Annotated in this window: 25 protein-coding genes and 1 riboswitch; of the genes, 7 read left to right on the forward strand and 18 right to left on the reverse strand. The window is 66.8% G+C overall.

The window, feature by feature from the left end:
• The 8 genes from Q1J95_RS04910 to Q1J95_RS04945 all read right to left on the reverse strand — a co-directional run.
• On the reverse strand, nucleotides 1-771 hold a 771-nt coding region (locus Q1J95_RS04910; RefSeq protein WP_300266181.1), incomplete at its 3' end, for a hypothetical protein.
• An 11-nt stretch (nucleotides 772-782) separates the two neighbouring features.
• The gene (locus Q1J95_RS04915; protein ID WP_300266182.1) at nucleotides 783-1,682 is read right to left on the reverse strand and encodes an ATP-binding cassette domain-containing protein; all 900 of its coding nucleotides are present in this window, start codon (nucleotides 1,680-1,682) and stop codon (nucleotides 783-785) included.
• Nucleotides 1,675-2,301 (reverse strand): ATP-binding cassette domain-containing protein, encoded by a 627-nt coding sequence (locus tag Q1J95_RS04920; RefSeq protein ID WP_300266183.1) that lies wholly within the window; start codon nucleotides 2,299-2,301, stop codon nucleotides 1,675-1,677. The genes Q1J95_RS04915 and Q1J95_RS04920 overlap by 8 nt, the downstream gene beginning before the upstream one ends.
• Entirely contained in the window at nucleotides 2,298-3,791 is a 1,494-nt protein-coding gene (locus Q1J95_RS04925; RefSeq protein WP_300266184.1) for a hypothetical protein, read from the reverse strand. The genes Q1J95_RS04920 and Q1J95_RS04925 overlap by 4 nt, the downstream gene beginning before the upstream one ends.
• On the reverse strand, nucleotides 3,791-4,201 hold the full coding sequence (locus Q1J95_RS04930; RefSeq protein WP_300266185.1) for a hypothetical protein: 411 nt from the start codon (nucleotides 4,199-4,201) through the stop codon (nucleotides 3,791-3,793). Before Q1J95_RS04930 ends, Q1J95_RS04925 begins: the two co-directional genes overlap by 1 nt.
• Before the next feature lie 66 nt (nucleotides 4,202-4,267).
• Complete coding sequence (locus tag Q1J95_RS04935) at nucleotides 4,268-4,867, reverse strand: hypothetical protein (RefSeq protein ID WP_300266187.1); 600 nt, start codon at nucleotides 4,865-4,867, stop codon at nucleotides 4,268-4,270.
• Nucleotides 4,864-5,385: a stage II sporulation protein M gene (locus Q1J95_RS04940; protein ID WP_300266188.1), complete on the reverse strand. Its 522-nt coding sequence runs from the start codon at nucleotides 5,383-5,385 to the stop codon at nucleotides 4,864-4,866. The genes Q1J95_RS04935 and Q1J95_RS04940 overlap by 4 nt, the downstream gene beginning before the upstream one ends.
• 105 nt (nucleotides 5,386-5,490) lie before the next feature.
• Nucleotides 5,491-5,811: a hypothetical protein gene (locus Q1J95_RS04945; protein ID WP_300266189.1), complete on the reverse strand. Its 321-nt coding sequence runs from the start codon at nucleotides 5,809-5,811 to the stop codon at nucleotides 5,491-5,493.
• A 330-nt stretch (nucleotides 5,812-6,141) separates the two neighbouring features.
• Between Q1J95_RS04945 and Q1J95_RS04950 the strand changes: the two genes are divergently transcribed.
• From Q1J95_RS04950 to Q1J95_RS04960, 3 genes are read left to right on the forward strand one after another with little or no spacing between them, the layout of a single operon-like run.
• The gene (locus Q1J95_RS04950; RefSeq protein WP_300266190.1) at nucleotides 6,142-6,339 is read left to right on the forward strand and encodes a hypothetical protein; all 198 of its coding nucleotides are present in this window, start codon (nucleotides 6,142-6,144) and stop codon (nucleotides 6,337-6,339) included.
• The gene (locus tag Q1J95_RS04955; RefSeq protein WP_300266192.1) at nucleotides 6,336-7,397 is read left to right on the forward strand and encodes a PLP-dependent cysteine synthase family protein; all 1,062 of its coding nucleotides are present in this window, start codon (nucleotides 6,336-6,338) and stop codon (nucleotides 7,395-7,397) included. The genes Q1J95_RS04950 and Q1J95_RS04955 overlap by 4 nt, the downstream gene beginning before the upstream one ends.
• Before the next feature lie 31 nt (nucleotides 7,398-7,428).
• Nucleotides 7,429-7,932, forward strand: a complete 504-nt coding sequence (locus Q1J95_RS04960) for an ACT domain-containing protein (protein WP_300266193.1) — start codon at nucleotides 7,429-7,431, stop codon at nucleotides 7,930-7,932.
• Between the two features lie 52 nt (nucleotides 7,933-7,984).
• On the opposite strand, the gene Q1J95_RS04965 is transcribed toward Q1J95_RS04960, so the two are convergent.
• The 4 genes from Q1J95_RS04965 to Q1J95_RS04980 all read right to left on the reverse strand — a co-directional run bounded on the left by Q1J95_RS04965 (nucleotide 7,985) and on the right by Q1J95_RS04980 (nucleotide 12,093).
• Nucleotides 7,985-8,998 carry an aldo/keto reductase family protein gene (locus tag Q1J95_RS04965; RefSeq protein ID WP_300266194.1) on the reverse strand — a complete coding sequence of 338 codons (1,014 nt, stop codon included), beginning with the start codon at nucleotides 8,996-8,998 and terminating at the stop codon, nucleotides 7,985-7,987.
• A gap of 101 nt (nucleotides 8,999-9,099) precedes the next feature.
• Nucleotides 9,100-10,344, reverse strand: coding sequence for a 23S rRNA (adenine(2503)-C(2))-methyltransferase RlmN (gene rlmN, locus Q1J95_RS04970; protein WP_300266195.1), 1,245 nt, complete (start codon nucleotides 10,342-10,344; stop codon nucleotides 9,100-9,102).
• Between the two features lie 65 nt (nucleotides 10,345-10,409).
• Nucleotides 10,410-11,240 (reverse strand): NAD(P)-dependent oxidoreductase, encoded by an 831-nt coding sequence (locus tag Q1J95_RS04975; RefSeq protein WP_300266197.1) that lies wholly within the window; start codon nucleotides 11,238-11,240, stop codon nucleotides 10,410-10,412.
• A gap of 94 nt (nucleotides 11,241-11,334) precedes the next feature.
• Nucleotides 11,335-12,093: an SDR family NAD(P)-dependent oxidoreductase gene (locus tag Q1J95_RS04980; RefSeq protein ID WP_300266198.1), complete on the reverse strand. Its 759-nt coding sequence runs from the start codon at nucleotides 12,091-12,093 to the stop codon at nucleotides 11,335-11,337.
• Between the two features lie 97 nt (nucleotides 12,094-12,190).
• Between Q1J95_RS04980 and Q1J95_RS04985 the strand changes: the two genes are divergently transcribed.
• Together Q1J95_RS04985 and Q1J95_RS04990 are read left to right on the forward strand one after the other, a co-directional pair.
• Nucleotides 12,191-12,553 (forward strand): DUF488 domain-containing protein, encoded by a 363-nt coding sequence (locus Q1J95_RS04985; protein ID WP_300266199.1) that lies wholly within the window; start codon nucleotides 12,191-12,193, stop codon nucleotides 12,551-12,553.
• The gene (locus Q1J95_RS04990; protein ID WP_300266200.1) at nucleotides 12,550-13,275 is read left to right on the forward strand and encodes an aminoglycoside 3'-phosphotransferase; all 726 of its coding nucleotides are present in this window, start codon (nucleotides 12,550-12,552) and stop codon (nucleotides 13,273-13,275) included. Before Q1J95_RS04985 ends, Q1J95_RS04990 begins: the two co-directional genes overlap by 4 nt.
• A gap of 37 nt (nucleotides 13,276-13,312) precedes the next feature.
• Here the strand turns inward: Q1J95_RS04990 and Q1J95_RS04995 are convergent, their stop codons facing one another.
• The 3 genes from Q1J95_RS04995 to Q1J95_RS05005 all read right to left on the reverse strand — a co-directional run bounded on the left by Q1J95_RS04995 (nucleotide 13,313) and on the right by Q1J95_RS05005 (nucleotide 16,229).
• A complete protein-coding gene (locus Q1J95_RS04995; RefSeq protein ID WP_300266201.1) occupies nucleotides 13,313-14,125 on the reverse strand; it encodes an energy-coupling factor transporter transmembrane protein EcfT in 813 nt (270 codons plus the stop codon).
• On the reverse strand, nucleotides 14,122-15,585 hold the full coding sequence (locus Q1J95_RS05000; RefSeq protein WP_300266202.1) for an ABC transporter ATP-binding protein: 1,464 nt from the start codon (nucleotides 15,583-15,585) through the stop codon (nucleotides 14,122-14,124). Before Q1J95_RS05000 ends, Q1J95_RS04995 begins: the two co-directional genes overlap by 4 nt.
• Before the next feature lie 8 nt (nucleotides 15,586-15,593).
• Nucleotides 15,594-16,229 carry an ECF transporter S component gene (locus Q1J95_RS05005; RefSeq protein ID WP_300266203.1) on the reverse strand — a complete coding sequence of 212 codons (636 nt, stop codon included), beginning with the start codon at nucleotides 16,227-16,229 and terminating at the stop codon, nucleotides 15,594-15,596.
• A riboswitch (TPP riboswitch) is annotated at nucleotides 16,223-16,331 on the reverse strand. Its footprint overlaps the gene before it by 7 nt.
• Nucleotides 16,332-16,413: 82 nt before the next feature.
• Here Q1J95_RS05005 and Q1J95_RS05010 point away from each other — a divergent pair.
• A complete protein-coding gene (locus Q1J95_RS05010; RefSeq protein WP_300266204.1) occupies nucleotides 16,414-18,156 on the forward strand; it encodes a D-alanyl-D-alanine carboxypeptidase in 1,743 nt (580 codons plus the stop codon).
• A 20-nt stretch (nucleotides 18,157-18,176) separates the two neighbouring features.
• Here Q1J95_RS05010 and Q1J95_RS05015 read toward each other — a convergent pair whose 3' ends face one another.
• The 3 genes from Q1J95_RS05015 to Q1J95_RS05025 form a co-directional block, all read right to left on the reverse strand.
• On the reverse strand, nucleotides 18,177-20,321 hold the full coding sequence (locus Q1J95_RS05015; protein ID WP_300266205.1) for an ABC transporter ATP-binding protein: 2,145 nt from the start codon (nucleotides 20,319-20,321) through the stop codon (nucleotides 18,177-18,179).
• Entirely contained in the window at nucleotides 20,318-22,045 is a 1,728-nt protein-coding gene (locus Q1J95_RS05020; RefSeq protein WP_300266206.1) for an ABC transporter ATP-binding protein, read from the reverse strand. Before Q1J95_RS05020 ends, Q1J95_RS05015 begins: the two co-directional genes overlap by 4 nt.
• Before the next feature lie 158 nt (nucleotides 22,046-22,203).
• A complete protein-coding gene (locus Q1J95_RS05025) occupies nucleotides 22,204-23,265 on the reverse strand; it encodes an enoyl-CoA hydratase/isomerase family protein (protein ID WP_300266208.1) in 1,062 nt (353 codons plus the stop codon).
• A gap of 91 nt (nucleotides 23,266-23,356) precedes the next feature.
• On the opposite strand from Q1J95_RS05025, the gene Q1J95_RS05030 reads away from it, so the two are divergent.
• A partial coding sequence (locus Q1J95_RS05030) for an ATP-binding cassette domain-containing protein (protein WP_300266209.1) occupies nucleotides 23,357-24,791 on the forward strand: 1,435 nt, incomplete at its 3' end.

Here is a 24,791-nt window from a genome sequence, read left to right on the forward strand (position 1 = left end):
CGCGGCGAACGTCCACGCGCCGGCGACCACGACCGCTACCCACGTGCCCTCGCCAGCGGTGAGCGCGCCGAGGTGCTCTGCCGGAAGCGCCCGCAGCACCGTGTGCATCGCATGACCCGGCTCAGCGCCTCCCAGCGCGCGGAACACGATCGGCGCTACCCAGACGATCGTGACGACGATCCCGATCGCCGCCAGCGTGTGCGGCACGAGCCAGACCACGCCGTGGGCGAGACCGACGACGAGCGCCATCGTCAGCAGCATCCCGGCCGCACGAGACAGTGACAGCCCGGCCGATGCGAATGGGGCCGTCGCGCCAGATGCCGCGCTGATCCCGACGACCACGAGAGTGCAGATCGTGAGTGCCACCAACCCCACCACGGCGCCCCCGCACACCAGTACACACAACCGGGCGAGGTAGGTGCGGCCACGCCGAGGCGTGCCGAGGTTCGTCAGATGCCGAGCGCCTGAGGCCCGCTCCGCACCGGTGATATCGATCGCGATCGCGCCGACCAGCAAGGCGAGAACCGTCGCACCCGACACTGCAGCGCGCGATAGCATGCCGGTGCCCTCCCGTTCGTACATACCGCCCATCGCGGCAACGGCCTGCCCCAGCCCAGCAGCGAGAGCCGCGAACACGGTGGCGATGATCAGCGCGACGATCACCAGTACAACTGGTTTGTTCAGCGTCGTCAGTCGCAGCGCCTCGGCACGCAGGACGTCTGTGAACCGTTGCGGCGTCGTGCGCAGACCGGCCCGTGTCCTCTTACTCACCGTCACCGAGCTCATCTGATCGCTCCGATCGCCGCCGGTTCGACCATCGAACGGTACTCGTCTTCAAGGCTGCGTTGAGATTCGAAAACCGACTCGACGAATATGCCCGCAGTGTAAGCCAGCGCCGCCACGGTGCGCGCTCGCTGCCCGCTCACGCTGAGCCGACGCCCGTCGACGAAGACCGTCATCCCTCGTTCGGTGAGCAGCCGGGCGAGTTCGCCCGGCTCATCGGCCATCGCCGTGACGGTGAACCTGTCCTGGTCCTCTCCGGCCGCCGCGACAGCGCGATCGAGAGTGATGCGCCCGCCCTGCAGGACGATGATGCGGTCGGCAATCTGATCGATCTCGGTAAGCACGTGGGAAGAGAACAGCACCGTCGCGCCCCCGTCAGCGTAGGAGCGGAGAAGCTGCCGCAGCCACAGCACGCCGTCCACGTCGAGCCCGTTGGTCGGTTCGTCCAGCACGAGGATCGCGGGCTCGGCGATGATCGCGCGAGCGAGCGAAAGACGCTGGCGCATACCAAGCGAGAAGCTCCGCACCCGTTGCTCTGCCACATTCGCGAGCCCGGCACTCGACAGCGCGGCATCCGCTGCCGAACGAGGAAGCCGTCCGGCGGCCGCGGCGAGGCGCAGTTCGTCACGAGCCCGACGTGCGCCCGCCAACCAGGTCGGATCCAGCGCCGCGCCGATCATGGCCTGCGGATTCACCAGGTCGTCGTAGCGTCGTCCGCAGAGATGTGCCGTTCCACCGTCGGCGACTTCGAGCCCCAGCAGCACCCGCATGAGCGTGGACTTGCCCGCGCCGTTCGGCCCGACCAGCGCCGTCACTTGCCCCGGACGGGCTGTCAGAGAGACACCGTCCAGCACCGCCGTCGTGCCGTAGATCTTCCGAACGTCGGTGATCTCAATCATCGCGCACCCTCCCGTCCTGCAGACGCAGCACGCGAGGACGCGCGGCCCGCAGCGATTCGGGTAGCGCGTGCGCGACCAGCACCACGACGCGCTGCTGTGCAGCCCATTCACGGATGCACGCACTCAGGTACTCGACAGAATCGGCGTCGAGCCCGTTGAACGGCTCATCGAGAAGGACGAACTCGGTGACATCGAGCAGGCACAGCAGCAACCAGGCCTTGCGCCGATTGCCGGTGGAGAGGTCTTCGACCGGGGCACCGAACCATTCGCGAAGCCCCCACCCGTCCACCGCACGGGCGAGCGCGGTCTCATCGGCCTCCGGTGCGGCGAGCAGCACGTGCTCGTGCAGACTCAGCGCAGGGATCAAGCCGACCTCGTGCGGCACATACGTGCGCTTCGTGCGGGTTCGAGGGTCGGTCACAGAGCATGACCCGATGTGCGCCGAGCCCGAGCGAGGAAGGACGTTCGAGGCGAGGATCTCGAGCAGCGTCGATTTTCCGCTGCCGTTCGTCCCGGTGATGTGGGTGACCCCGGGCCCGAACGTCGCGCTGACGGCATGGATCACATCGGGCGACGAGCCGTAGCCCGCCGAGACCTGGTCGATCGTCATCGTGGTCATAGTGGTCGTATCCTCCTGATCAGCACGGCGCTCGCGACGAACACCGCGAGCACGGCGAGCACACCCGCCACGAGCATGCCGACCGTGCCGCCGAGCGCTCCGGGGACGGTGAGCAGCGTGGGAACCAGCCCCGTGAGCGTGTGCCCCCACAGGCTCAGTTCGATCGTTCCGTCGGGCAGGGTAAGCGCGAATCGGTCGAAGAGCGAGCCGACCAGCAACCCTGCCACCGCGGCGATCGCGGTCGTCGCACCGACGATGATGATGCGTACGTCGCCGGTAAGCGCGAAGAGAGCGGTCGCCGTCGCGACGGGCCCCGGCACGATCCACAGGGTCAGAACGCCCAGGTATGCCGCAACCGCTGTCCTCGACGCAGGTACGGACGAATATCGGGCGGCCAGATTCAGCATCGGCAGCACGTGCATGGCGCCGAAGAAGGAGGACAGGGCGGTGACCACGAGCATCGCAACGACGAGTGGCACCGCTCTCAGGCCGATGCCGACGGCATGATCGCCGGTGAATGTCCCCGGTGCGATCGCGGCGGCGACGGCGAGGGCTGCGACCGAGATCGCGAGCGGTTTCGCCGTGCGACGCAGCAGCACCGAACCGCGCCCCGTGCTGCGTGCTGTCATTGCCAGGAAAGCTCGAGGCCAGGTGCGCGCAGTGCGACGAGCGCGCACGGGCGACAGACGATGACGCGATGCGACCCAGGCGGATCCGCCCGCCACCGCGAGAATGACGATGGCGGCGGCCGGGGTCACCTGCGCAGCCCACCGCAACGTCTCCGCCGTCTCGGCGAGCCACGCGAGCACGGGGGTCTGATTGCTCCACAGTGTGGGAACCGCGCGGAACAGCAGTCCGAGCAGCACGCCAGCGACGGCCGCGACGAGCGCGGCGACGACTCCCACCCGCGAGGTGCCTGGCGGAAGAGGCACCACCCGAAGCACACACCAGACCGCCACGGCAGCGAGTGCGAGCGTCCCGGGCAGCAGCAACGGCAGCGGCCCGGCCGGAATCGTGAACACAACGGCGACGATCGCGAGCACCACGAGGCGGATGAGCGGCAGCAGCTGACCGCGCACGAACACCACGGTCGGTTCGGGCACGCGCAGCGCATCGACATACAGGCGGCGGTAGGGCGAGAACTGCGCGTTCGCGCGCGATGATGCCGATGACGCGCTGAGAGCGGTGCCGAGCATCATCACCTGGCACAGCAGCACGATCGGCCCCGCTGCGGCCTCAAGGATGTCGGGGATGAGCAGGGCGCACAGCACCGTCGTGAGGCCGAGCAGCACGATCCCTGCCCCGACGAGCGTCACCAGTGTGATGATCACGTTCGTGGTGGAGCGCGCATGTGATGTCAGACCGTTCTCGCGAGCCCACATCGTCACCTCGACGCCGATGACGATCCGTAGTTCCCGCAGACGCGAATCGCGGCGCTCGAGCGCCGCTGCCGCGGGAAGTGTGCGCATGGGCTGCGTGACCGTCGGCATCAGGTGCTCGTCGACGGATCGGTCTCTGTATCGTGCGGGCCCAGCGCGTCACGGGTGCCGCGCTGTTCCTCGCGCGCGGTGTATGAACGATTCAGCTGCACGATCGATGCGATCGCACTCAGCACGGCGGCGACGGCGGGCACCCACAACAGCGGCTCGTCGCGCAGGAAAGCGCTCAGCATCGCCGCGGCGACCATGCCGATCGCGTACAGCGACACCCCGAGAACGGGCAGCAGCGCCGGCCGCAGCAGGAACGGGATCAGCAGGAGCGGAATAACCACGATCGCGACCGCGCACATCACACGCATGATCTGCAAGATGGCGAAGGTCTCCGCCGGGGCGCCCATTGCATTGGAACCGCTGAGCACGAGACCGACGACGCCGCCGGCCACGAGCGCCACGGCCGCCACAGCGGGAACCGCCCGAGTGACCGATCGAAAACCACGCCTCATCGTCGTGTTACCGCCGGTCACCGCTCACCACCGCGCAATCTGTGTCAGAGCGACTCCGATCACCGGAACCGCCACGGCCGCGAGATACAGGGCGGTGTAGCCGCGCGAGGGTGCGTGACGCAGTGTCGGATGCCACAGCCAGAGCAGCGCGACGATGATCGCGACGACCGCGAGAAGCACCCACACGCCCAGGCCGTGCGGCAACAGCTGGGGCAGCCCGGCCGCGACGAGGCAGGTGAGCGCCAGGTGCCCGACGTCGATGCCGCGCACCATCACCGGAGCGAGTGTGACGGACTTCGGCTGGTCGTGCACGCGCAGCGAACGACCGATGAGCACGGCGCCCAGTCGCAGCACGAGGTAGGTGACGAACGTGCCGAACAGAACGAGCGTCAGTGCCGTCGCGCGGGCGAGACCGTGGAATCCCTCAGCGATCTCGATATCACCAGCTGCGATCTGCTCATCGATGATCGGCGTCAGAGCGAACGTGGCGACCGCCGCTGCAGCGAGGTTGGCGATCATCCACAGCGCGGTGAATCTCGACCGCCGCAGCTCGCGTGGGATCGGAGCAGGTACTGCCGCTGCCGGTGCGCTCACCGGGCTCGTGTCGGTCGGTTGTGTGTTCATCGTGGCAGCCCTCCTGCGACTTCGAGCACCGCACCGACAGCAAGCAGTACTGCGGCAAAGATAGCAAACGGCAGGCTTGCCGCGATCTGGGCGGCGGTTCGATAAAGAATGTCAACGATACGAGATGTTGACCTGACGCGCGCAGCGGTGTTCGCACGGAATGCGAGCCGCGCCCGGAACACGGGAAGCAGTCCCGCGAATGTGAAGAACATGAAACCGAGGATCTCCAGGAGAAGAAACGGCCAGAACGCCTCGAAGGCTCCAGCGACCCCCCACGCGCTCACGGCGAGGCCGATGACCGACCCGATGTAGATGCCCGAGAGAATCGTCATCGCCACAGCGATCGCCCCGAAGCTGATCACGCCTGCGTAGATGGTGACGCCCACGGCGAGATTGTTGACGAAAATGATCGGCACCTGGTCCCAGGGGTGATAAGAGTCGTCCTGCGGTGTCACATCAAAAGGGAGCTGCGCCGCTGTGCCGAGCGCAAGAGTGACGGCCCAGAGTGCGACCGTCACCCCCGCGGCCCAACGCCACGTACGTCCGCTCCCATCGACATGTGCGTCAGCACTGACTGCGAGTGTTGCATTCATGATGTCGTGGCGTTGTTTTTCGGCGAATGCTTATTCGATGGACTTCTTCTTGCCGTAGTAGCCGATCGCCCACCGGATTGCGGCGATCGCCGCTCCGCCGACACCCCCGCCGATCAATGCGGCGACGACGGTTGCGACAGCGGACCCGGCGAGCACAGCATTCACGATCGCGACCGCGACGCCGGCCTCCGTGACTCCCAGCGCCGTGATGATCGACTTCACGACTTCCGGCCCGTACACGCCACCGAAGATCACAGCGGCCGCAGTCACTGCGAGCGCGATGCCTGCCCCGGACAGGTTGCGGGTGATCACCCGGGGTGAGTCGACGGCGAGACCTTGCGTAATACTCATTTCTCATCTCCTTGCGGTGTCGTGCGGAGTGCGCTGGCGGTGCGAGCACAGGCATCTGGTTGTGGATACTTCCCGCGCCGGGCCCTCCGCACACCGGCCGGCGTTGCTCAGGAGTGTAGAAACGGTCGCCCTCTCGGCGCGAGGGAATCGGTGCGGGTCGCTCCGAAAGTCATGCGAAGACGACACCAAGGTCGCACGCGCCCACGACAATGGTCGCGATCTCACCTGCGCGCGCCGCCCCGCATCTCACCCGCAACACCGCACAGGTCTCGTCCCCTGACCCACCTGCGGGTACAGTCGCTATCGAGATGTGCCTGAGGAAGGATGCTGATGGTCACTGAGCACGAAGACGACCCTCCGCTGCTCGACGTTTCCGATCGCCCCGCTGCGACGCCGGGACCGCTGACCAAACCCTCCCCGATCGTGCGACCGCCCCGGCGAGCGCGGTGGAAGATCGTCATCACGGTCGTTCTGATCGTCGCCGCGGCAGTGGCCGCGATTGCCTTCCTGCCACCGCTGTTCGCATGAGTTCGTGGACCAGCCATGCGATCGCCCTGCTGGAGGCCGATGCCAACCGCAGCGCTGACACGCATCTGCACGTCTTCCCCCTGCCTGCCGAGTGGGGCATCGATCTGTATCTCAAAGATGAGTCGGTGCATCCGACCGGGTCGCTGAAGCACCGCCTCGCCCGATCGCTGTTGCTGTACGGCCTCGTCAACGGACGCATCGATGAGGGAACGACGCTGGTCGAAGCATCCAGCGGGTCCACGGCGGTGTCGGAGGCATACTTCGCGCGGATGCTCGGGCTCGACTTCATCACCGTCGTGCCGCGCTCGACCAGCCCCGAGAAGATCGAGCTCATCGAGTTCTATGGCGGCCGCTGCCATTATGTCGACCGCGCGCCCGAGATGTACAGCGAGGCCGAGCGGCTCGCGCACGAATGCGGCGGTTATTATCTCGACCAGTTCTCGTACGCCGAACGCGCCACTGATTGGCGCGGGAACAACAACATCGCCGAGAGCGTCTTCAGCCAGCTCGCCCGTGAGCGGCATCCGATCCCCGACTGGATCGTCGTCGGAGCCGGAACCGGCGGCACCAGCGCGACATTCGGGCGCTACGTCCGTTACCGCCAGCATCCGACGAAGGTCGCCGTCGTCGACCCAGAAGGGTCGGCGTTCTACGGCGGTTGGAGCACCGGCTCGGCCGACTACACCACCGGCATGCCCAGCCGCATCGAAGGAATCGGCCGACCCCGCGTCGAACCCTCATTCGTCCCGGGCGTGATCGATGAGATGTTGCAGATTCCGGATGCCGCGTCCGTCGCGGCCGTGCGCCTACTGAAAGAACGCACGATGCACTGGGCGGGCGGTTCGACAGGGACGAACCTCGTCGGCGCCTTCCAGCTGATCGCGCGGATGCTCGACGCCGGACGCCAGGGCAGCGTCGTCACACTGATCTGTGACGGCGGAGCGCGTTACGCCGGAACGTACTACTCAGACGAATGGGTCGCGGCCCAGGGCTGGGATCTCGCTGCGCACCGCGCACGCCTCGACGATTTCCTGCGCACCGGCCGCTGGTCGGGGTAGCGCTCGCAGCGCAGATGGTTACGCTGACCACATGAGCACTCTGATTCTCACCATCGTCGGATCCGATCGCCCCGGACTCGTCGCCGCCGTCGCCGATGTCGTCGACGCCCACGGCGGCAACTGGGAGAACAGCCAGCTCGCCGAACTCGCCGGAGTCTTCGCGGGCGTCGTGCAGGTGTCCGTTCCAGAAGACCGCACCGACGAGCTCACCGGAGCACTGCAGCGACTCGACGGTCTGACCGTCGGGGTGCACGCGGGCAGCGACGCCGCGGCATCCGCGACCCGGCCCGTGGCGCTGCAAATCCTCGGCAACGACCGGCCCGGGATCGTGCGTGAGATCTCGGCCGTGCTCAGCACGCACCAGCTCAGCATCGACGACATGACCACGACGACGCGCGACGCTGCGATGGCCGGCGGGCGGTTGTTCGAGGCATCCGTGACGGCGGAGGTGCCGGCATCCGCGGACCTGGAATCGCTGCGCACCGACCTCGAGCGCCTCGCGACCGAGATTCAGGTCGACATCACCCTCGCGTGACAGGCGACGCCGGGGGCACTTGTCCAAGCGCAGGGAGCACTCGGCACCAGCTTCAGACCAGCCGGGTCTTCGGCGAGACCGTGTAGGTGTGCGCCGGGTCGCTGTTGACCACGCCCTTAAGGGCTGTGTCGATCGCCTCGAGGACATCGTCTTCAAGTGTGACGCCTGATGCCTTGACTGTGTCGGTGAGCTGCTCGGGACGGGATGCTCCGACTAGCGCCGCGGCGACATTGGGGTTCTGCAGCACCCAGGCGATCGCGAGCTGCGGCATCGTGAGACCGACGTCGGCCGCGATCGGCTTCAGCCGCTGCACGGCCGTGAGGATGTCGTCCTGCAGGAGGCGCTTGATGAACTCGGCGCCGCTGTTCGCATCGGTCGCGCGCGACCCGGCCGGCACCGGCTGGCCCGGCAGATACTTGCCGCTGAGCACACCCTGCGCCATCGGCGACCAGACGATCTGCGAGATGCCGAGCTCGTGGGATGTCGGCACCACCTTGCCCTCGATCACGCGGTGCAGCATCGAGTACTGCGGCTGGTTCGAGATGAGCTGCACGCCCACCTGCCGTGCGAGCTTGTGCCCCGCGCGCAGCTGCTCGGCCGTCCACTCGCTGACCCCGATGTATAGGGCCTTGCCCTGACGGACGACATCGGCGAACGCCTGGAACGTCTCTTCCAGCGGCGTCTCGTAGTCGAAGCGGTGCGCCTGGTAGAGGTCGACGTAGTCGGTGCCCAGGCGCTGCAGCGAACCATTGATCGACTCGAAGATGTGCTTGCGGCTGAGGCCGGTGTCGTTCGGGCCCTTGGGCCCGGTCGGGAAGTACACCTTCGTGAAGATCTCCAGGCCCTCGCGGCGCTGTCCCTTCAGCGCCGTGCCGAGAATCACCTCGGCCGCGGTGTTCGCGTAGGTGTCTGCTGTGTCGAACGTCGTGATGCCCGCATCGAGGGCAGCGCGCACGGTCTGCACAGCCGCGGCGTCGTCGACCTGGGATGCATGGGTGACCCAATTGCCGAAGGTGATCTCCGAGACCTTCAGGCCGCTGTTTCCGAGGTAGCGATAGTTGACCATGCCTCCACGCTATGACCTCTCCGGATTCGAATCGCGCAAATTGCCGCATTCTCAGCCGAAACAGAGCAATTTGCGCGATTCGAACGCACAGGCGGGGATGCTCAGGCCATCGCCTCGGCGGCGGCCTCGTCTTCTGTCGTCGCGACGAGCTGACCGCAGGCACCGTCGATCTCTTTGCCTCGCGTGTCACGAAGGGTCGTGGGGATGCCGGCATCGTTGAGCCGGCGGACGAACTCGTCCTGCACGTCCTTGTCCGACGACGTCCACACCGACTCGGGCGTCGGATTCAGCGGGATCGGATTGACGTGCACCCAGCCCCGGCCGCGCTCGTTGAGCTTCTCGGCCAGCAGGTCTGCGCGCCAGGCGTGGTCGTTCATGTCCTTGATGAGCGCGTACTCGATCGAGACGCGGCGGCCGGTCTTCTCGTAGTATTCGCGTGCGGCATCCAGCGCCTCATCGACCTTCCAGCGCGAGTTGACCGGGATCAGCTCGTCGCGCAGGGTGTCGTCCGGCGCGTGCAACGACAGCGCGAAGGTCACGGGGATGTTCTCGTCGGAGAGTTTGCGGATGGCCGGAACCAGCCCGACCGTCGACACGGTGATGCCGCGAGCGCTCATGCCGAGACCGTCGGGCTGCGGGGCGACCATGATGCGCACAGCATCCATCACCCGCTTGTAGTTGGCCAGCGGCTCGCCCATTCCCATGAAGACGATGTTCGAGACGCGCTCCATCGAGTGGTCGTCGGCTTTCTTCCCGCCCAGCCCGCCCTCGGCGATCAGCCGGTTCGCGCGCACGATCTGCTCGATGATCTCGGCCGTGGACATGTTGCGCGTGAGTCCGGCCTGACCGGTGGCGCAGAACGGACAGTTCATGCCGCATCCGGCCTGCGACGAGACGCACAGGGTGATGCGACCTGGGTAGCGCATGAGCACCGACTCGACGAGCGCGCCGTCGTGCAGACGCCAGAGGAACTTGATCGTGTCGCCACGGTCGGTCTCGAGGCGTCGCACTTCAGTGAGCAGCGGCGGCAGCATCCCGGCGACGAATTCCTCGCGCTGGGCGGCGGGCAGATCCGTCATCTCGACGGGGTCTGAGGTGTAGTGCGTGAAGTAGTGGGTTGCGAGCTGCTTCGCGCGGAATCCGGGCAGGCCCAGCTCCTTCACCTTCTCGATGCGCTCGGCCGGTGTCAGGTCAGCGAGGTGCACGGGCGGCTTGCCGCGCTTCGGGCTCGCGAACTGCAGCAGCGGCCGACCCTCGGCATCTTTCTTCTGCGTCCACCCCTCGGTGCGCGGGCGCGTCTGGCGCACTCCGGTGTTCGCAGGGCGCGCGGGAGGAGTCTCGGTCATACCTCCAGGGTACGCGGTGACGGGTGAGAAGCGGCTGGGCCGGCCGGCACCGCCCAGCGGCGACGTCAGCCGAGGAAGATGTCCGGGAACAAGCGCTCGTCGGGCGTGCCGGGGACCGCCGCGTACTTCGAGAAGTCGGTCACGCCGTCCGCCTCGAGCACGTCCTCGACGATGAGGCTCTGCCCCGAGTACGCCGACGCCTGCTTCGTGAGCACGGCGTACGCGGCATCCGCATAGATGTCGGGGGTGCGGCTGGCGGCCATGACCTTGTCTCCGCCGAGCAGGTTCTGCACCGCGGCCGTCGCGATCGTCGTGCGCGGCCACAGGGTGTTGGCCGCGATGCCGTCTTCGGCGAACTCTGCGGCGAGACCGAGGGTGACCATGGTCATGCCGAACTTCGCCAGCGAGTAGCCGGTATGGGCGCCGAGCCACTTCGGCGTGGGATTCAGCGGCGGCGACAGCGACAGGATGTGCGGATTCGTCGCCTCGCGCAGCTGCGGGATGGCCGCTCGAGAGAGCATGAACGTTCCGCGCACGTTGACGTCCTGCATGAGGTCGTACTTCTTGGCGCCCAGGTCGAGCGAGCCCGACAGGTCGATGACGCTGGCGTTGTTGATGACGACGTCGATACCGCCGAACTCGCCCTGGGTCTTCAGGACCGCTTCGGTGATGTCGTCGTCTTCGCGCACGTCTCCGACGATCGGCAACGCCTGTCCGCCGGCTTCACGGATCTGGTCCGCCGCCGTATGGATGGTGCCTTCCAGCTTCGGATGCGGGGTGTCGGTCTTGGCGAGCATGGCGATGTTCGCGCCATCCGCCGCCGCGCGAAGCGCGATCGCGAGTCCGATACCGCGGCTGCCGCCTGACATCAGGATGGTTTTTCCAGCGAGGGTCATGAGTTCTCCAATACCTAGGGTTTCGAATCGCGCAAATTGCTGTATCGCGGTGCGCGATGGAGCAATTTGCGCGATTCGAACGGGTGTGGGGGAGCTATTTCGGCGCCATGCGGATGGCGCCGTCGAGACGGATGGTCTCGCCGTTGAGATAGTCGTTCTCCACGATGCTCAGCGCGAGTGCAGCGTATTCGTCGGGGCGGCCGAGGCGTGCCGGGTAGGGCACCTGCTGCCCGAGCGACGCCTGGGCCGCTTCGGGAAGACCGGCGAGCATGGGAGTCTCCATGATGCCGGGGGCGATCGTCGCGACGCGGATGCCGTGACGTGCCAGCTCGCGCGCGATGGGAAGCGTCATGGCGTGCACCCCGCCCTTTGACGCGGAGTACGCCGCCTGACCGATCTGCCCGTCGAAGGCGGCGACGGATGCCGTGTTCACGATGACCCCGCGCGCGCCGTCGACGGCGTCGTTCTTGGCCATGACGGCGGATGCCTGCGCGATGACGTTGAACGTGCCGATGAGATTGATGCTGATCACACGTTCGAAGTCTCCGAGCGGTGCCGGGTTTCCGTCTCGATCGACGACCTTCGCCGGAGGGGCGATGCCCGCACAGTTGATGACGATGCGCAGCGGCGCCTGGGCATTGGCCTCGACGACGGCGGATGTCACGTCGTCGGCACTGGTGACGTCAGCGGCGATGAACGAGCCGCCGAGCTCTACGGCGCGCTCTGCGCCGGGCGATGACGACAGGTCGAGCAGTGTGACGTGCGCACCGGCCGCGGCAAGCGCACGTGCTGTGGCGAGGCCGAGTCCTGAAGCACCCCCGGTGATGAGAGCACCCGATCCCTGAATCTGCATCTGTTCTCCCTCGAACGATCCTGCAACTGAGTTTCAGCCTACGCGATCCGCAGTGTCACCGCTGGCGCGGATGGCCGCGCGGGTGTTGGCTGGAGTCATGGAACTTCGTCGCAAGCGAGCCTACGTCACCGCTGAATCCTCTGACGGTTTCCGAGTCCTGGTCGATCGGCTGTGGCCGCGGGGCGTCTCAAAGGAAGACGCCGCGATCGACCTCTGGGCGAAGGACACCGCCCCCAGCCCTGAATTGCGCAAAGCCTGGCACGCGGCATCCGATGATGACTGGGACACGTACGCCGACCGCTATCGCGCTGAACTCGACGGCGAGACCGCCCAAGCGCTCGACGAACTCGCCGCCGAGGTGAAGAAGCGCAAGACCGTCACGCTCGTCTATGCCGCACACGACGACGAGCACAACCACGCCGTCGTGCTCGAACAGGCGCTGCGCGAACTGCTGTCATGACGGTTCCCGCCACCGACATCGCCGTGCCGGCCCCGGTCGCCCGCCTCGCACGCGGCGCAGAGCTCACCCCGGTGTGGCTGAACAACATCGGCGGATTGACCTTCCGCACGAACGATGAACGCTTCATCAAGTGGGGGCCGCGAAACGATGAAGCCAGCATGCGCGACGAGGCCGAGCGGATGCGCTGGGCGCGCCGGTGGATACGCGTACCCGAGGTCATCGAACAGGGGCAGGATGACGAGCACGAGTGGCTGGTGACCGCGGCGCTCAGCGGTGACAGCGCGGTGAACCCGCAGTGGATCGCGAAACCAGCCCTCGCCGTGCGCGCCATCGGGGAGGGCCTGCGGATGCTGCACGACACGCTCCCCGTCGAAGAATGCCCCTGGGAATGGAGCACAGCGACCAGAGTCGCGAATGCTGAAGCCCGCGGCATCCGGGTTCCCGACGATCTCCGCGAAACACCACCGATCGACCGGCTCGTCGTGTGCCACGGCGACGCGTGCGCACCCAACACCCTGCTCGACGCGACGGGCACCCCGCTCGCCCATGTCGACCTCGCCGCGCTGGGCACCGGCGATCGCTGGGCAGACATCGCAGTCGCTTCAATGAGCACCGAATGGAACTATGGGCCCGGGTGGGAGGACGTGCTGATCCATGCCTATGGACTCGAGCCCGACCGCGAGCGCATGGCCTACTACCGAGATCTCTGGAACGCGACCTGAGCAAGCACAATGGCCCACCGAGTCATGAACGGCGAGGTCACTGCCCCGCGACCGACGGGCCGAGGATGAAGTTCCAGGTGCCGAAGACGACCGCGGTGGTGAGCGCGGCAGCGGGAATCAGCATCCCGACCAACACGAGTACCGTGTCGCCGCGTTCCCATTGCGACGGACGCGCCCAGGTGCGTTTCGCGGGGGCGCCGAAACCGCGTGCCTCCATCGCTGTCGCGAGTGATGAGCCGCGCCGCACGGCGAGCACGAACAGCGCGAACGCCATTCCGACACCCCGGCGAATCCTCCCCTGATCGGCGACGCCGCGCGCACGTCGGGCCAGGGTGAGCGCCCGCCAGTCGTCGGCGAGCAGCCCGAGCATCCGCATGCCGGCGAGCGCACCGACCACGAAGCGCGCTGGAAGCCGAACCCGCTGAGCCAGGTCATCAGCCAGCTCGGTCGGGTCGACCGTGATGAACAGCGCGACCGCTGGCAGCCCGATCGCCAGCACACGCACTGCCGTCGCCGCGGCGAGGGTGAGTGACCCATCGCTGACGTGCACGACGAGCCACTCGACGTAGACGGTGCCGCTCGCCTGGCCGTACAGCGCGATCGTCACGGCGCTCAGCGGCGCGGCGATCCACAGCACGGCGGTGCGCATCCAGAATTCGCGTGCCCGCAGCCCAGCAAGCAGCAGCAGGGGGATCTCCAGGACCAGCGCGACTGCCGCCGAGAGCACGTCGATCGTCAGAATGAGCGGGATGCTGATCAACAGCGCGGTCGCGAGTTTCGCCAGGGCGCTGCGTGGCGCGACGGGTCCGGTGCGCACGGGGCGGCCGGTATCGATGGCGAGGTCGGTCATGGCCGCAGCTCGATCCGTCGAGCGTGCAGGGCGCGCATGACGTCGTCATCGTGCGAGACGACGATGATCGCCGATCCCTGTTCGCGCAGGTCAGCGATGATGCCGACGAGCTCGGCCCAGGTCACCGCATCCTGTCCGAAGGTCGGCTCGTCGAGCATGAGCACCCGTGGCTGGGTGGCCAGTGCCGCGGCAACGGTCAGGCGACGTTTCTCACCGCCGGAGAGCGTGTAGGGGTTCGCCTCAGCCAGCGCGGTCAGGCGCAGGCGCCGCATGAGATCGTCTGAGCGGGCCGCCACCTCGCTCTCGGCAAGCCCCAGCGCTCGCGGCCCGACCGACAGCTCTTCGCGCACCGTACGCGCCAGCAGTTGATGCTCGGGGCTCTGCAGCACCGCACCGATGCGCGTGAGCAGTGCACGCGACGACCATTTCGCCGGATCTGGCCTCTCACCGGCTGCGAGTTCAACGGATGCCGCAACCTGTCCGCTCTCGGCGGCGATGAGTCCGGCGAGCGTGAGCCCGAGCGTCGACTTTCCGGCGCCGTTGGCACCCGCGATGCCGAGCACCTCTCCGCCGCACAGATGCAGATCGATCGGACCGGCCACCGGCACGCCCCGACGACGTGAGACGACGAGGTCGTGGGTCTCGAGCAGCACCGGGCCGGGGCGGTTCGCCGGAGCCGGCGGGAATGCGGGCGGATGCCCCGGCACCCACACGCCCGCGGCGGCGAGCTCGCCGCCGCGCTCCCCCAGCACAGCATCCGGACTCCCATCGGCGAGCACGATGGTCGTCTCATCCGCGGCGCCGAGCACGATGACGCGATCGACCAGCGGCAGCCACACGTCAATGCGGTGCTCGATGACGACCAGGGTCGCCCCGGTCGCATCGAGCGCTGCCTTCACGGCGTCTGTGACCTCGCCGACCCCGGCCGGGTCGAGGTTCGCTGTCGGCTCGTCCAGCAGAATCGCCCCTGGCCGCATGGCGAGCACCCCGGCCAGGGCGAGACGCTGCTTCTGGCCACCGGACAGCGCTGCCGTCGAGCGCTCCACCGGAACGTCGAGACCGACGGCCTCCAGCGCGGCATCGACACGCGGCCAGATCTCGTCGCTGGGGACGCCGAGGTTCTCGCATCCGAATGCCACGTCATCGCCGACCCGCGTCAGGATCGTCTGCGTATCGGGGTCTTGCAACACCATTCCCACACGACCGTGCGCACCGGCGGCCGGCGCACCATCGACGAGCAGCTCGCCGAGTTCCTCCCCCTCGTCCGCCCCGCCGAGTACGCCGCCAAGCCCCTGCAGAAGGGTCGACTTGCCCGACCCCGAGGCACCGAGCAGTAACACCCGCTCGCCGGGTTCGATCGTCAGCGAGACCTCGCGCAGTGCCCAGCGGCGCCGTGTGGCGTAACGCCAGCCCCACGAGCGCGCCTCCAGCGCGGCCGGGAGCGTGACGTCAACTGTCACCGAGCTCGTCACACCCGCGCGCTGGCCGTCCGACCGGATGCGAAGCGGTTGAGCGCTCCCGTAGCCGCAAGGCCGCGGACGATCAGCCAGCCGCCGAGGCCGGCGATGACCGCACCCGAGATCGTCGTCGAGGTGATGTACACGCTGGTGAAGAGCACGTCGGCGCCGGGGTACCACAGCACACGGTCGTTGATTCCGCACGCGATCCCCGCTCCGGCTCCCGCGAGGATGGCAACCGGCAGACGCCACACGCCATAGAGGAAGACCAAGAAGATCAGCTCTGCACCGAGCCCCTGCACGAGCCCCGAGGCGATCGTGAGCGGACCCCACTGGTTGCCGATGAGCGCCGAGATCACCGAGGCGACGACCGAGGCATACAGCGCAGCCCCGGGCTTGCGGATGATCAGGCCGCCCAGCACGCCAGCGATCAGCCACGGGCCCGCGAGCAGCCCTTGGATGCCCGGAAGCAACGGCTTCAGCAGTGTGCTCGGCACCTCATAACCGACGTTCCAGAGCAGAAAGATCACGGCGCACGCGACAGCGATCACACTGGCGACGACGATGTCGACGACCCGCCAGCGCCACAGTTCCCGGCGACGAAGCCCCTTCGAAACGGATGCCGAAGCGGACACAGTTGCACTCATTATGAACTCCTTCCTGCGCTGGCATGACCCAGATCAGGTTCGACGGTCGAAGCGCTTTTCGCTCCCTCTCAGCCCGGCTCGCGGACTCCCGTGGTTGTGCAGACGATCATACCGCCCGTGGGGCGTTGCACTCCCGCGGAGTAGGCGAAGCGCATTGACGAGCCGGATTCGATAGCGTAAGCAAGTGACTTCTGACGATGTGACGCCCGACACAGGCACGCTCACGCGGCGTGAGCTGCGCGCGCGAACCCGATCTGCGGGTATGCCGTGGCGCTCGGGCATCGCCTCGGGCGGCTCAGGAGCGGATGCCGCGATTCCGCAGGAGACCATGTCGGATGCCCCGGCTGCCGAAGCGGCCGTCGAAGAGGCCGTCGTCGTTGGGTCGGCGGACGAAGAGACAGGGGCGGATACCGCGACATCCGCCGACGCCGACATCGACCAATCCGCGGATACGGTCGCCGATGACCCCAGCGACGTACTGGGCATCAGGTTCGATGCCGACGACGACGCGGATGCCGCCGGTGAAGCGGATGCCGACCACGACGCGGTCGACGCGCCGCCTGCGCAGTGGGCGGATGCCGATCGACCCGCCACGGCGTTCACCTGGATCGACGCCGATGACGTCAGAGAGGCGTCGCTGCCCGCAGAGCTCGCAGCCGCCGTCCCTCGAGAGACCGGGCCAAGCCTGCTCGCTGATGCTCGGCTGCGCCCGCCGCTGTTGCGTGCGCGCTGGCTGGCGCCGCTGGGCACGCTCGCGGCTCTTGCCGTCGCCTATTCAGCAACGATGCTGCTGTGGCCGCTGCACGCGATCGCCCCGACGGTCGACGCTGTCGAGATCACGGCTATGCCCTCTGTCGCCGCTGCTCCCGCGTGGCCGACGGCAGGGAGCGCCGGCGTCAGCGTCGCAGGATTCCCCGCCGCTTCATCGACGGACTCGGCCGCGTCGATCGCGAGCGTGACGAAGGTCGTCTCCAGCATGATGGTGCTCGATGCGCTGCCTCTGCAACCGGGCGAGCATGGCCCCGAGTTCCACTTCACCTACAGCGATAACGCTGACTACTGGGACTACCGCCGTGCGAATCAGTCAGCTCTCGATGTGCCGGTCGGTGGCGCGCTGACGGAGTACCAGCTGCTGCAGGGCACGCTGCTGGGGTCGGCGAACAACTACATCGACCGTCTCGCCCGTGAGATCTGGGGCTCGGACGCACAGTTCGCTCAAGCGGCCAAACTCTGGCTCGCAAATCACGGGCTTGACGACATCACCGTGGTCACCCCGTCAGGGTTCGACGAGGCGAATGTCGCGACACCCGAAGCTCTGCTGCGCCTCGCCCACATTGCGATGCAGAACCCGGTGTTCGCAGAGATCGTCGGCACCAGATCGGTCGAGCTTCCGGGAGCCGGAACGGTCACGAACACCAACGGGATGCTGCAGGACGAAGGCGTGGTCGGTATCAAGACAGGCACGCTGGTCGGGTGGTGTCTGCTCACCGCGAAGGACGTCACGGTCGACGGCACGACCGTGCGCCTGTATGCGGCAGTGTTGAATCAGGGCAGCAATGATGAGCGTCTCGCTGTGACGCGTTCGCTGTTCGCCGAGGCGGAGGCTGCCCTCGCGTCGGCGATGCCAGCTGTGGCAGCGGGCACGGTCGTGGGCGAGATCAGCACGGCGTGGGGAACCGACATCGACGTCGTGGTCGATGACGATGCGACCGTGCTGCTGTGGAACGGCGCGACGGCAGACGCGACAGTGGAGTTCGAGCTGGGCGATCAGCGCACCGATGGCGACGACGTCGGTACGCTCAGCGTCATCGGACCGGTTAACGCGACGACCGTCGACGTCTCGCTCGCCGAGAACGTCGACGGCCCAAGCCCGTGGTGGCGTCTGACCCACCCGCTGGAGCTGCTCGGGATCGACGCGACCGGCTGATCACGCCGGCCGCATCAACGTCAGATTCCTGCCCGCTCTTCGGCCTCGGCCTGAGCCTCAGGCGTCAGTTCGGCATCACCCTGGGCGACCACGGGAATCGCGCCCGTCATCGCCTCTTCCGCATCGATGTCGGTCGCTGCCTGCTCGAACTGCGACTGATACAGGCGCCAATACGCCCCCTGCGCGGCGATCAGTTCGTCGTGCGACCCCTTCTCGACGATGTCACCGTGCTCCATCACCAGGATGAGGTCGGCGTCGCGAATCGTGGAGAGCCGGTGCGCGATCACGAACGACGTACGCCCCTGTCGCAGGGCTGCCATCGCCTGCTGCAACAGCAGCTCGGTGCGCGTGTCGACGGCACTTGTCGCCTCGTCGAGGATGAGAATCGACGGCTTCGCCACGAATGCCCGGGCGATGGTCACGAGCTGTCGCTCACCCGCCGAGACGTTGGCCGCGTCTTCTTCCAGCACGGTCTCGTATCCATCGGGAAGCGCGTGCACGAACCTGTCGACGTATGTTGCCTTGGCCGCCTCAAGCACCTCGTCGTCGGTGGCACTGGCACGACCGTAACGGATGTTCTCGAGGATCGAGCCGGCGAACAACCACGGGTCTTGCAAGACCATTCCGGTGCGTGCGCGCAGATCGGAACGGGTGAGCTCGGCGATATCTTGACCGTCGAGCAGGATGCGCCCACCGCTGAGCTCGTAGAAGCGCATGATGAGGTTCACCAGCGTGGTCTTTCCCGCACCCGTCGGCCCCACGATCGCGACCGTCTGGCCCGGCTCGACCCGGAACGACAGGTCGTTGATCAGCGGACGCTCGGGTGTGTACGAGAACGACACATGCTCAAACTCGATCACGCCCTTGCCCTCCACCAGGGCGGGGGCGTCGTCTGCATCGGGCTCTTGTTCGTCAGCGTCGAGGAAGTCGAACACGCGCTCGGCCGAAGCCGTGCCCGACTGCACGACAGCAGCCATGCCACCGAGCTCCGACAGGGGCTGAGTGAACTGCTGCGAGTACTGGATGAAAGCCTGCACATCGCCCAGACGCAGCTGGCCGCTGGCGACCATCAGACCGCCGAGCACCGCAATGCCGACGTAGGTGAGGCTGCCGATGAAGGTCATGCCCGGCATGATGATGCCCGACAGGAACTGCGCTTTGAAGCTCGCTTGGAAGAGCTCTTCGTTCTCAGCCTGGAACTTCTCGAGCGCATCTTTCTCTCGGCCATAGACCTTGACGAGAGCGTGGCCGGAGAAGGCCTCTTCGACGCGCGCGTTGAGCCTGCCGACTTTGCGCCACTGCATGCCGAACGCCTTCTGCGAGCGCGGACCGATGACACCGAAGATCACACCCATGAGCGGCAGTGCGACGAGAGCGACAAGAGCGAGCTGCCACGAGATCGAGAACATCATGAACAGCACGCCGATGACGGTGAGCACCGAGGTCAGCGCGCCCGACAGCGACTGCTGCATGGTCTGGGTGATGTTGTCGATGTCGTTGGTGACGCGTGAGATCAGTTCGCCGCGCTGCACCTTGTCGAAGTACGCCAACGGCAGGCGATTGATCTTCGCCTCGACGTCGTCGCGCAGTCGCCACATGGCTCGCACCATGATGACGTTGATCACATACCCCTGAAGCCACCCGAGCACCGCGGCGCCGACATAGATGGCGAGCACGGCGATGATGATCCAGCGCAGTCGGTCGAAGTCGATGCCAGCACCGACCTGGAAGTCGCTGAATGCCGCGACCATGTTGGCGAAGTCGTCTTGACCCTGTGCGCGGAGCATCTCGACGATCTCTTCTTGGCTGGTGCCCGGAGGCACGCCATTGTCGCCGAGCGTCTTCGAGATGAAGCCTTCATAGATGATGTTGGTCGCCTCGCCCAGCACTTTGGGTGCTGCGACCATGAGCACGACGCCGATCGCACCGAGGAACGAGACGAACACGAGCCAGACGGCCGAAGGCTTCAGCAGACCGAGCATGCGCGCGAAGCTCTTGCCGAAGTTGTCGGCTTTGCCCGGTGCGACAGCGTCCCAGTCGCCCGAGTTCTGCCTGGCCTGCTCGGCCAGCTCGGCCTCATACTGCGCTTCCGCGGTGAGCTCGCCTGCGGGCCCTTCGGCCGCGCTGGTCGGAGCGTCTGCATACGGCTTCTTCTGGTCGCTCATGCATCTACTCCCAGCTGCGACTCGACGATCTCGCGGTACGTCTCATTGGATTCGAGCAGCTCGTCGTGTGTTCCGACGCCGACCATGGTGCCAGCGTCGAGGACGACGATGCGGTCCGCATCGGTGATGGTCGACACGCGCTGTGCGACGACGATCTTGGTCACGTCGGGCAGCTCTCGCCACAGGGCCTGTCTGAGACGAGCATCGGTGGTGAGATCGAGCGCCGAGAACGAGTCGTCGAACACGAGGACCTGTGGCCGGTGAACAATCGCACGGGCGATCGCCAGGCGCTGGCGCTGGCCACCCGAGACGTTGGTACCGCCCTGCGCGATGCGTGATTCGAGCCCTTCGGGCATCTCTTCGACGAAGTCGCGCCCCTGGGCGATCTCGAGCGCGTGCCAGAGGTCGTCGTCCGTGGCTTCTTCTCGTCCGTAACGCAGGTTCGATGCGACCGTTCCGGTGAACAGGAACGGACGCTGCGGCACCAGGCCGATGCTCTTCCACAGGGACTCGACATCGGCTTCACGCACGTCGACGCCCCCGACGCGAACGGCGCCGCCGGTGACGTCGAACAACCGGGGGATGAGCGAGATCAGCGTCGTCTTGCCGCCGCCGGTCGAACCGACGATCGCCACGGTCTCGCCGGGTTCGGCACGGAAGGTGATTCCACTGAGCACCGGCGCCTCAGCGCCGGGGTAGGTGAACTCGGCGTCATCGAAGGCGACCGTGCCGGGCGCGGGGAAGGCGTGGACGCCGTTCTCCGGCCGTTCCATGGCGGCCTCTGCGTCGAGCACCTCGCCGACGCGTTCTGCCGACACGGCCGCACGCGGAATCATGATCGCCATGAAGCTCGCCATGATGACGCCGCCCATGATCTTCCCGATGTACTGCATGAAGGCGAACAGCGTGCCGACTTCGACGTTGCCGGCGTTGATCTCGATACCGCCGAACCAGATGACCGCCACGACGGTGACGTTGAGAATCAACATGAACAAGGGGAAAAGCAGCACGAACAGCGAGCCGATCTTGCGCCCGAGGATCATCAGCTCGGTGTTCGCTTCGCGGAAGCGCTCTTCTTCGATGGGCTCGCGTACGAAGGCGCGAACGACCCGTACTCCGGTGAGCTGCTCGCGCATAATGCGGTTGATCGTGTCGAGCTTGCCCTGATTGCGGCGGAACAGCGGCACCATACGGCTGACGATGATGACGGCCATGACCAGCAGCGCGGGCACAGATACAGCGATCAGCCAGCTGAGCCCGACATCTTGCTGCACCGCCATGATGATGCCGCCGATCGCGAGCAGCGGTGCGGTGACGAACATCGTCGCACCCATCATCGCCAGCATCTGCACCTGCTGGACATCGTTGGTGTTGCGCGTGATCAGCGAGCCTGCGCCGAACTGCGAGACCTCGCGCTCGGAGAACCCGCTCACGCGGGAGAAGACGTCAGAGCGCAGGTCGCGCCCGACGCTCATGGCGGCCTTGGCCGCGAAGTACGTCGCGATGATCGCGGCAAGGATCTGCCCGAGCGAAACGGCAAGCATGAAAGCGCCCGTTCGCCAGATGTAGCCGGTGTCGGCCTCAGCCACGCCCTTGTCGATGATGTCGGCATTCAGACGAGGCAGGTAGAGGGTGGCCAGCGCGCTGGCGAACTGAAATATCAGCACTCCGAGCAGCAGCCACCGATATCGAGAGAGGTAACGGAAGAGGATTTTTCCGAGCATGAAGGTGTCCTTGAAGGAAGAAGAGCCGAGTGGGCCAAAGATAGAGTGCCACGAAGCTCGGACATTCGAAACGACGTAGGCAGATTATCCGCTCAGGGCGAACGAATCGCAGATCATACGCGATTATGCACTGTGTGCAGCAATGGGAGGCGACCCATTCACATAAACAGCGCGACCTCGGGAACGTACGCGCGGGCGGCGGCCGCGGCATCCGATTCGAGCTCGGCGATCGTCGCCGGCTTCCAGCGCGGCTGTCGATCCTTATCGACGAGCTGGGCGCGGATTCCTTCCACGAGATCGGGATGGTGAGCGCCGAACCACAGCACCCGCCGGTACTCCCCCGTCAGCGCATCTCGCAGATCACCCTCGCGGGCCTCGCGCACCGCCTCCAGCGTCACAGCGAGCGCGGTCGGCGACAGCTCGGCGAGGGTCTTCGCAGTCTCGACGGCGAGCGGTTCATCCCGCTCAGCGAGGCGCGCCGCGATCTCGCCGATCGTCGGCGCCGAGAACACCTCGTCGATCCACGCCCGCTCGGCCTCGAGCGGCGAAGCATCAGGCGTCTCGTCGAACAGCAGGACGAGCTCCGACGGGCTCGTGGGATCCGCCCTCTTGGCGAGCGCCTCGCGCAGTTCTCCGAGATGCGCAGAAGGAACGAAATAGTCGGCGAACCCGGCGTACACGGCATCCGCACCGGTCATCGCTGTGCCGGTGAGACCGAGATACTCACCCAGCCGGCCGGGTGCGCGCCCCAGCAGATAGGTGCCGCCGACGTCCGGAGTGAACCCGATGCGCGTCTCGGGCATCGCGAGCTTCGAACGCTCGGTGACGATGCGGATCGCCGCGTGGCCCGCGAGCCCGATGCCGCCGCCCATCGTGATGCCATCGGCGAAGGCCACGACCGGCTTCGGATACTCGGCGATCATCGCGTCGAGCCGGTACTCGGCGCGGAAGAAGTCGACCGTGCGTTCGGGATGCCCCGCAACGATCTGCTCGTAGAGCGCACGAACGTCGCCCCCGGCGCACAGCCCGCGCTCACCGGCACCGTCGATCAACACGATCTCGACGTCAGTATCGTCACGCCAGGCATCGAGCGCCGCCGTGAGCCGGGTGATCATATCGATATCGAGGGCGTTGATCGCCTTCGGGCGATTCAGCGTGAGTCGCCCCAGCGCACCCTCGGTACGGATGAGAACCGCAGCGGCGGAATCGGTGTCAGTCACATATGCCACGTTACATCCGCCCGATCGGTGCGCCGCGTGCCCTTTCGATGCGATAATCTGCGGTTTCTTTGACAATATAGATAGAACGCCCATGCATGAAAGGCCTCGGATGCCCGACGGACAGCTGATCGAGTTCGACCGCGTGACGAAGCGCTTCGGCGCCGTCGCCGCGGTGTCAGACTTTTCCGCGCGTGTCAATCCCGGTGTCGTCACCGGATTCCTCGGGCCGAACGGTGCGGGCAAGACCACGACATTGCGGATGCTTCTCGGCCTCGAGCGTCCGACCATCGGCACGACGAAGATCGGTGGCAAGCGCTTCTCTGAGCTGCGCAATCCTGCCCGTGTCATCGGCGCCATGCTGGAAGACCCCGGATTCCGTGCCCGCCGCACCGTCGAGCGGCATCTCATCGCCGCTGCCAAGGCGAACGGCGTCTCGCTCTCGCGAGTCGGCGAGCTCATCTCGTTCGTCGGGCTCAGTGAGGACGTCGACACCCGCGTCGCCGCGCTTTCGCTCGGAATGCGCCAACGGTTGAGCGCCGCGACCGCGCTGATCGGCGACCCTGGCGTGCTGGTACTCGATGAGCCGGCCAACGGCCTCGACCCCGAGGGGATCCGGTGGATGCGCACACTCATCCGCGGCCTCGCCGACGAGGGGCGCACCGTCCTGGTCTCGTCTCATGTGCTCTCGGAGGTCGAGCAGATCGCCGACGAGATTCTCGTGATCTCGCGCGGTGAGCTCAAGTTCGCCGGGACGATGGAAGATCTCGCCGACCCCAGCACCGGTCCGGTCGTCGTCGACGCACCCGACCGCTCGGCGCTCTCCGACGCGCTGCACGGCGCGGGCTTCGAGTTCGAGATCCTGCGTTCGGGCCTGACCGTGCGCGGCAGCGACGCGGCCACGATCGGCGGCGTCACCGCCAGCGCGGGTGTCGCGCTGACGACGCTGCAGCAGCGCGGCCCGACGCTCGAAGACGTCTTCCTCGATCTCGTGAACGACCGTTACGTTCCCACCCCGAAGACGGATGCCGCGGCCGCAGAACCGGTCACTGCCGACGACGAGCCGATCGCTGACGACGCTTCGACACACTCAGCGAGCGACCGTGACATACCCACCGCGGAGCAGGAACCGGTCGCTGAGCCCGTCGAAGAGGTCGCCCCGGACGACACAGCGGATGCTGAGTCCGTCGACGTTTCCGGAGGCGACGCAGCGTCGACCGACGCAGAAACGGCCGCCGAGCCCACCGAAGCACCCACCGCCACAGAACCGGTCACTGAGCCTGTCGAAGCGTCCGAACCCGACCGCCCGCTCCCGGGCATTGCCGGACTCGCCGCCGTCGCGAGCCATTTCACCGCACCGGCCGACGCCGGCGGAGCGGGCGACACCGACGACCCCGACGCCACGCGGATCATCAACACGGTCCCCGGGAGCGCCCCGTTCGCCGACGACACCGCGGAGACGGACTCCAACGTCGAATCCGAAGCGCAGGCATCCGACACCAACACGCAATCCGAAGCGCAGGCATCCG

It is taken from the genome of Microbacterium sp. (assembly GCF_029263575.1).
Taxonomy (GTDB): domain Bacteria; phylum Actinomycetota; class Actinomycetes; order Actinomycetales; family Microbacteriaceae; genus Microbacterium.

Excerpts from the sequence above, each read along its gene's own strand:
- Q1J95_RS04985 (WP_300266199.1), top strand. The coding sequence starts at position 12,191 with ATGGAACTTCGTCGCAAGCGAGCCTACGTCACCGCTGAATCCTCTGAC.
- Q1J95_RS04990 (WP_300266200.1), top strand. The coding sequence starts at position 12,550 with ATGACGGTTCCCGCCACCGACATCGCCGTGCCGGCCCCGGTCGCCCGC.
- Q1J95_RS04995 (WP_300266201.1), bottom strand. The coding sequence starts at position 14,125 with ATGACCGACCTCGCCATCGATACCGGCCGCCCCGTGCGCACCGGACCC.
- Q1J95_RS04925 (WP_300266184.1), bottom strand. The coding sequence starts at position 3,791 with ATGCCGACGGTCACGCAGCCCATGCGCACACTTCCCGCGGCAGCGGCG.
- rlmN (WP_300266195.1), bottom strand. The coding sequence starts at position 10,344 with ATGACCGAGACTCCTCCCGCGCGCCCTGCGAACACCGGAGTGCGCCAG.
- Q1J95_RS04950 (WP_300266190.1), top strand. The coding sequence starts at position 6,142 with ATGGTCACTGAGCACGAAGACGACCCTCCGCTGCTCGACGTTTCCGAT.
- Q1J95_RS05005 (WP_300266203.1), bottom strand. The coding sequence starts at position 16,229 with ATGAGTGCAACTGTGTCCGCTTCGGCATCCGTTTCGAAGGGGCTTCGT.
- Q1J95_RS05015 (WP_300266205.1), bottom strand. The coding sequence starts at position 20,321 with ATGAGCGACCAGAAGAAGCCGTATGCAGACGCTCCGACCAGCGCGGCC.
- Q1J95_RS04920 (WP_300266183.1), bottom strand. The coding sequence starts at position 2,301 with ATGACCACGATGACGATCGACCAGGTCTCGGCGGGCTACGGCTCGTCG.
- Q1J95_RS04935 (WP_300266187.1), bottom strand. The coding sequence starts at position 4,867 with ATGAACACACAACCGACCGACACGAGCCCGGTGAGCGCACCGGCAGCG.
- Q1J95_RS04955 (WP_300266192.1), top strand. The coding sequence starts at position 6,336 with ATGAGTTCGTGGACCAGCCATGCGATCGCCCTGCTGGAGGCCGATGCC.
- Q1J95_RS04915 (WP_300266182.1), bottom strand. The coding sequence starts at position 1,682 with ATGATTGAGATCACCGACGTTCGGAAGATCTACGGCACGACGGCGGTG.
- Q1J95_RS05020 (WP_300266206.1), bottom strand. The coding sequence starts at position 22,045 with ATGCTCGGAAAAATCCTCTTCCGTTACCTCTCTCGATATCGGTGGCTG.
- Q1J95_RS04965 (WP_300266194.1), bottom strand. The coding sequence starts at position 8,998 with ATGGTCAACTATCGCTACCTCGGAAACAGCGGCCTGAAGGTCTCGGAG.
- Q1J95_RS04960 (WP_300266193.1), top strand. The coding sequence starts at position 7,429 with ATGAGCACTCTGATTCTCACCATCGTCGGATCCGATCGCCCCGGACTC.
- Q1J95_RS04975 (WP_300266197.1), bottom strand. The coding sequence starts at position 11,240 with ATGACCCTCGCTGGAAAAACCATCCTGATGTCAGGCGGCAGCCGCGGT.
- Q1J95_RS04945 (WP_300266189.1), bottom strand. The coding sequence starts at position 5,811 with ATGAGTATTACGCAAGGTCTCGCCGTCGACTCACCCCGGGTGATCACC.
- Q1J95_RS04980 (WP_300266198.1), bottom strand. The coding sequence starts at position 12,093 with ATGCAGATTCAGGGATCGGGTGCTCTCATCACCGGGGGTGCTTCAGGA.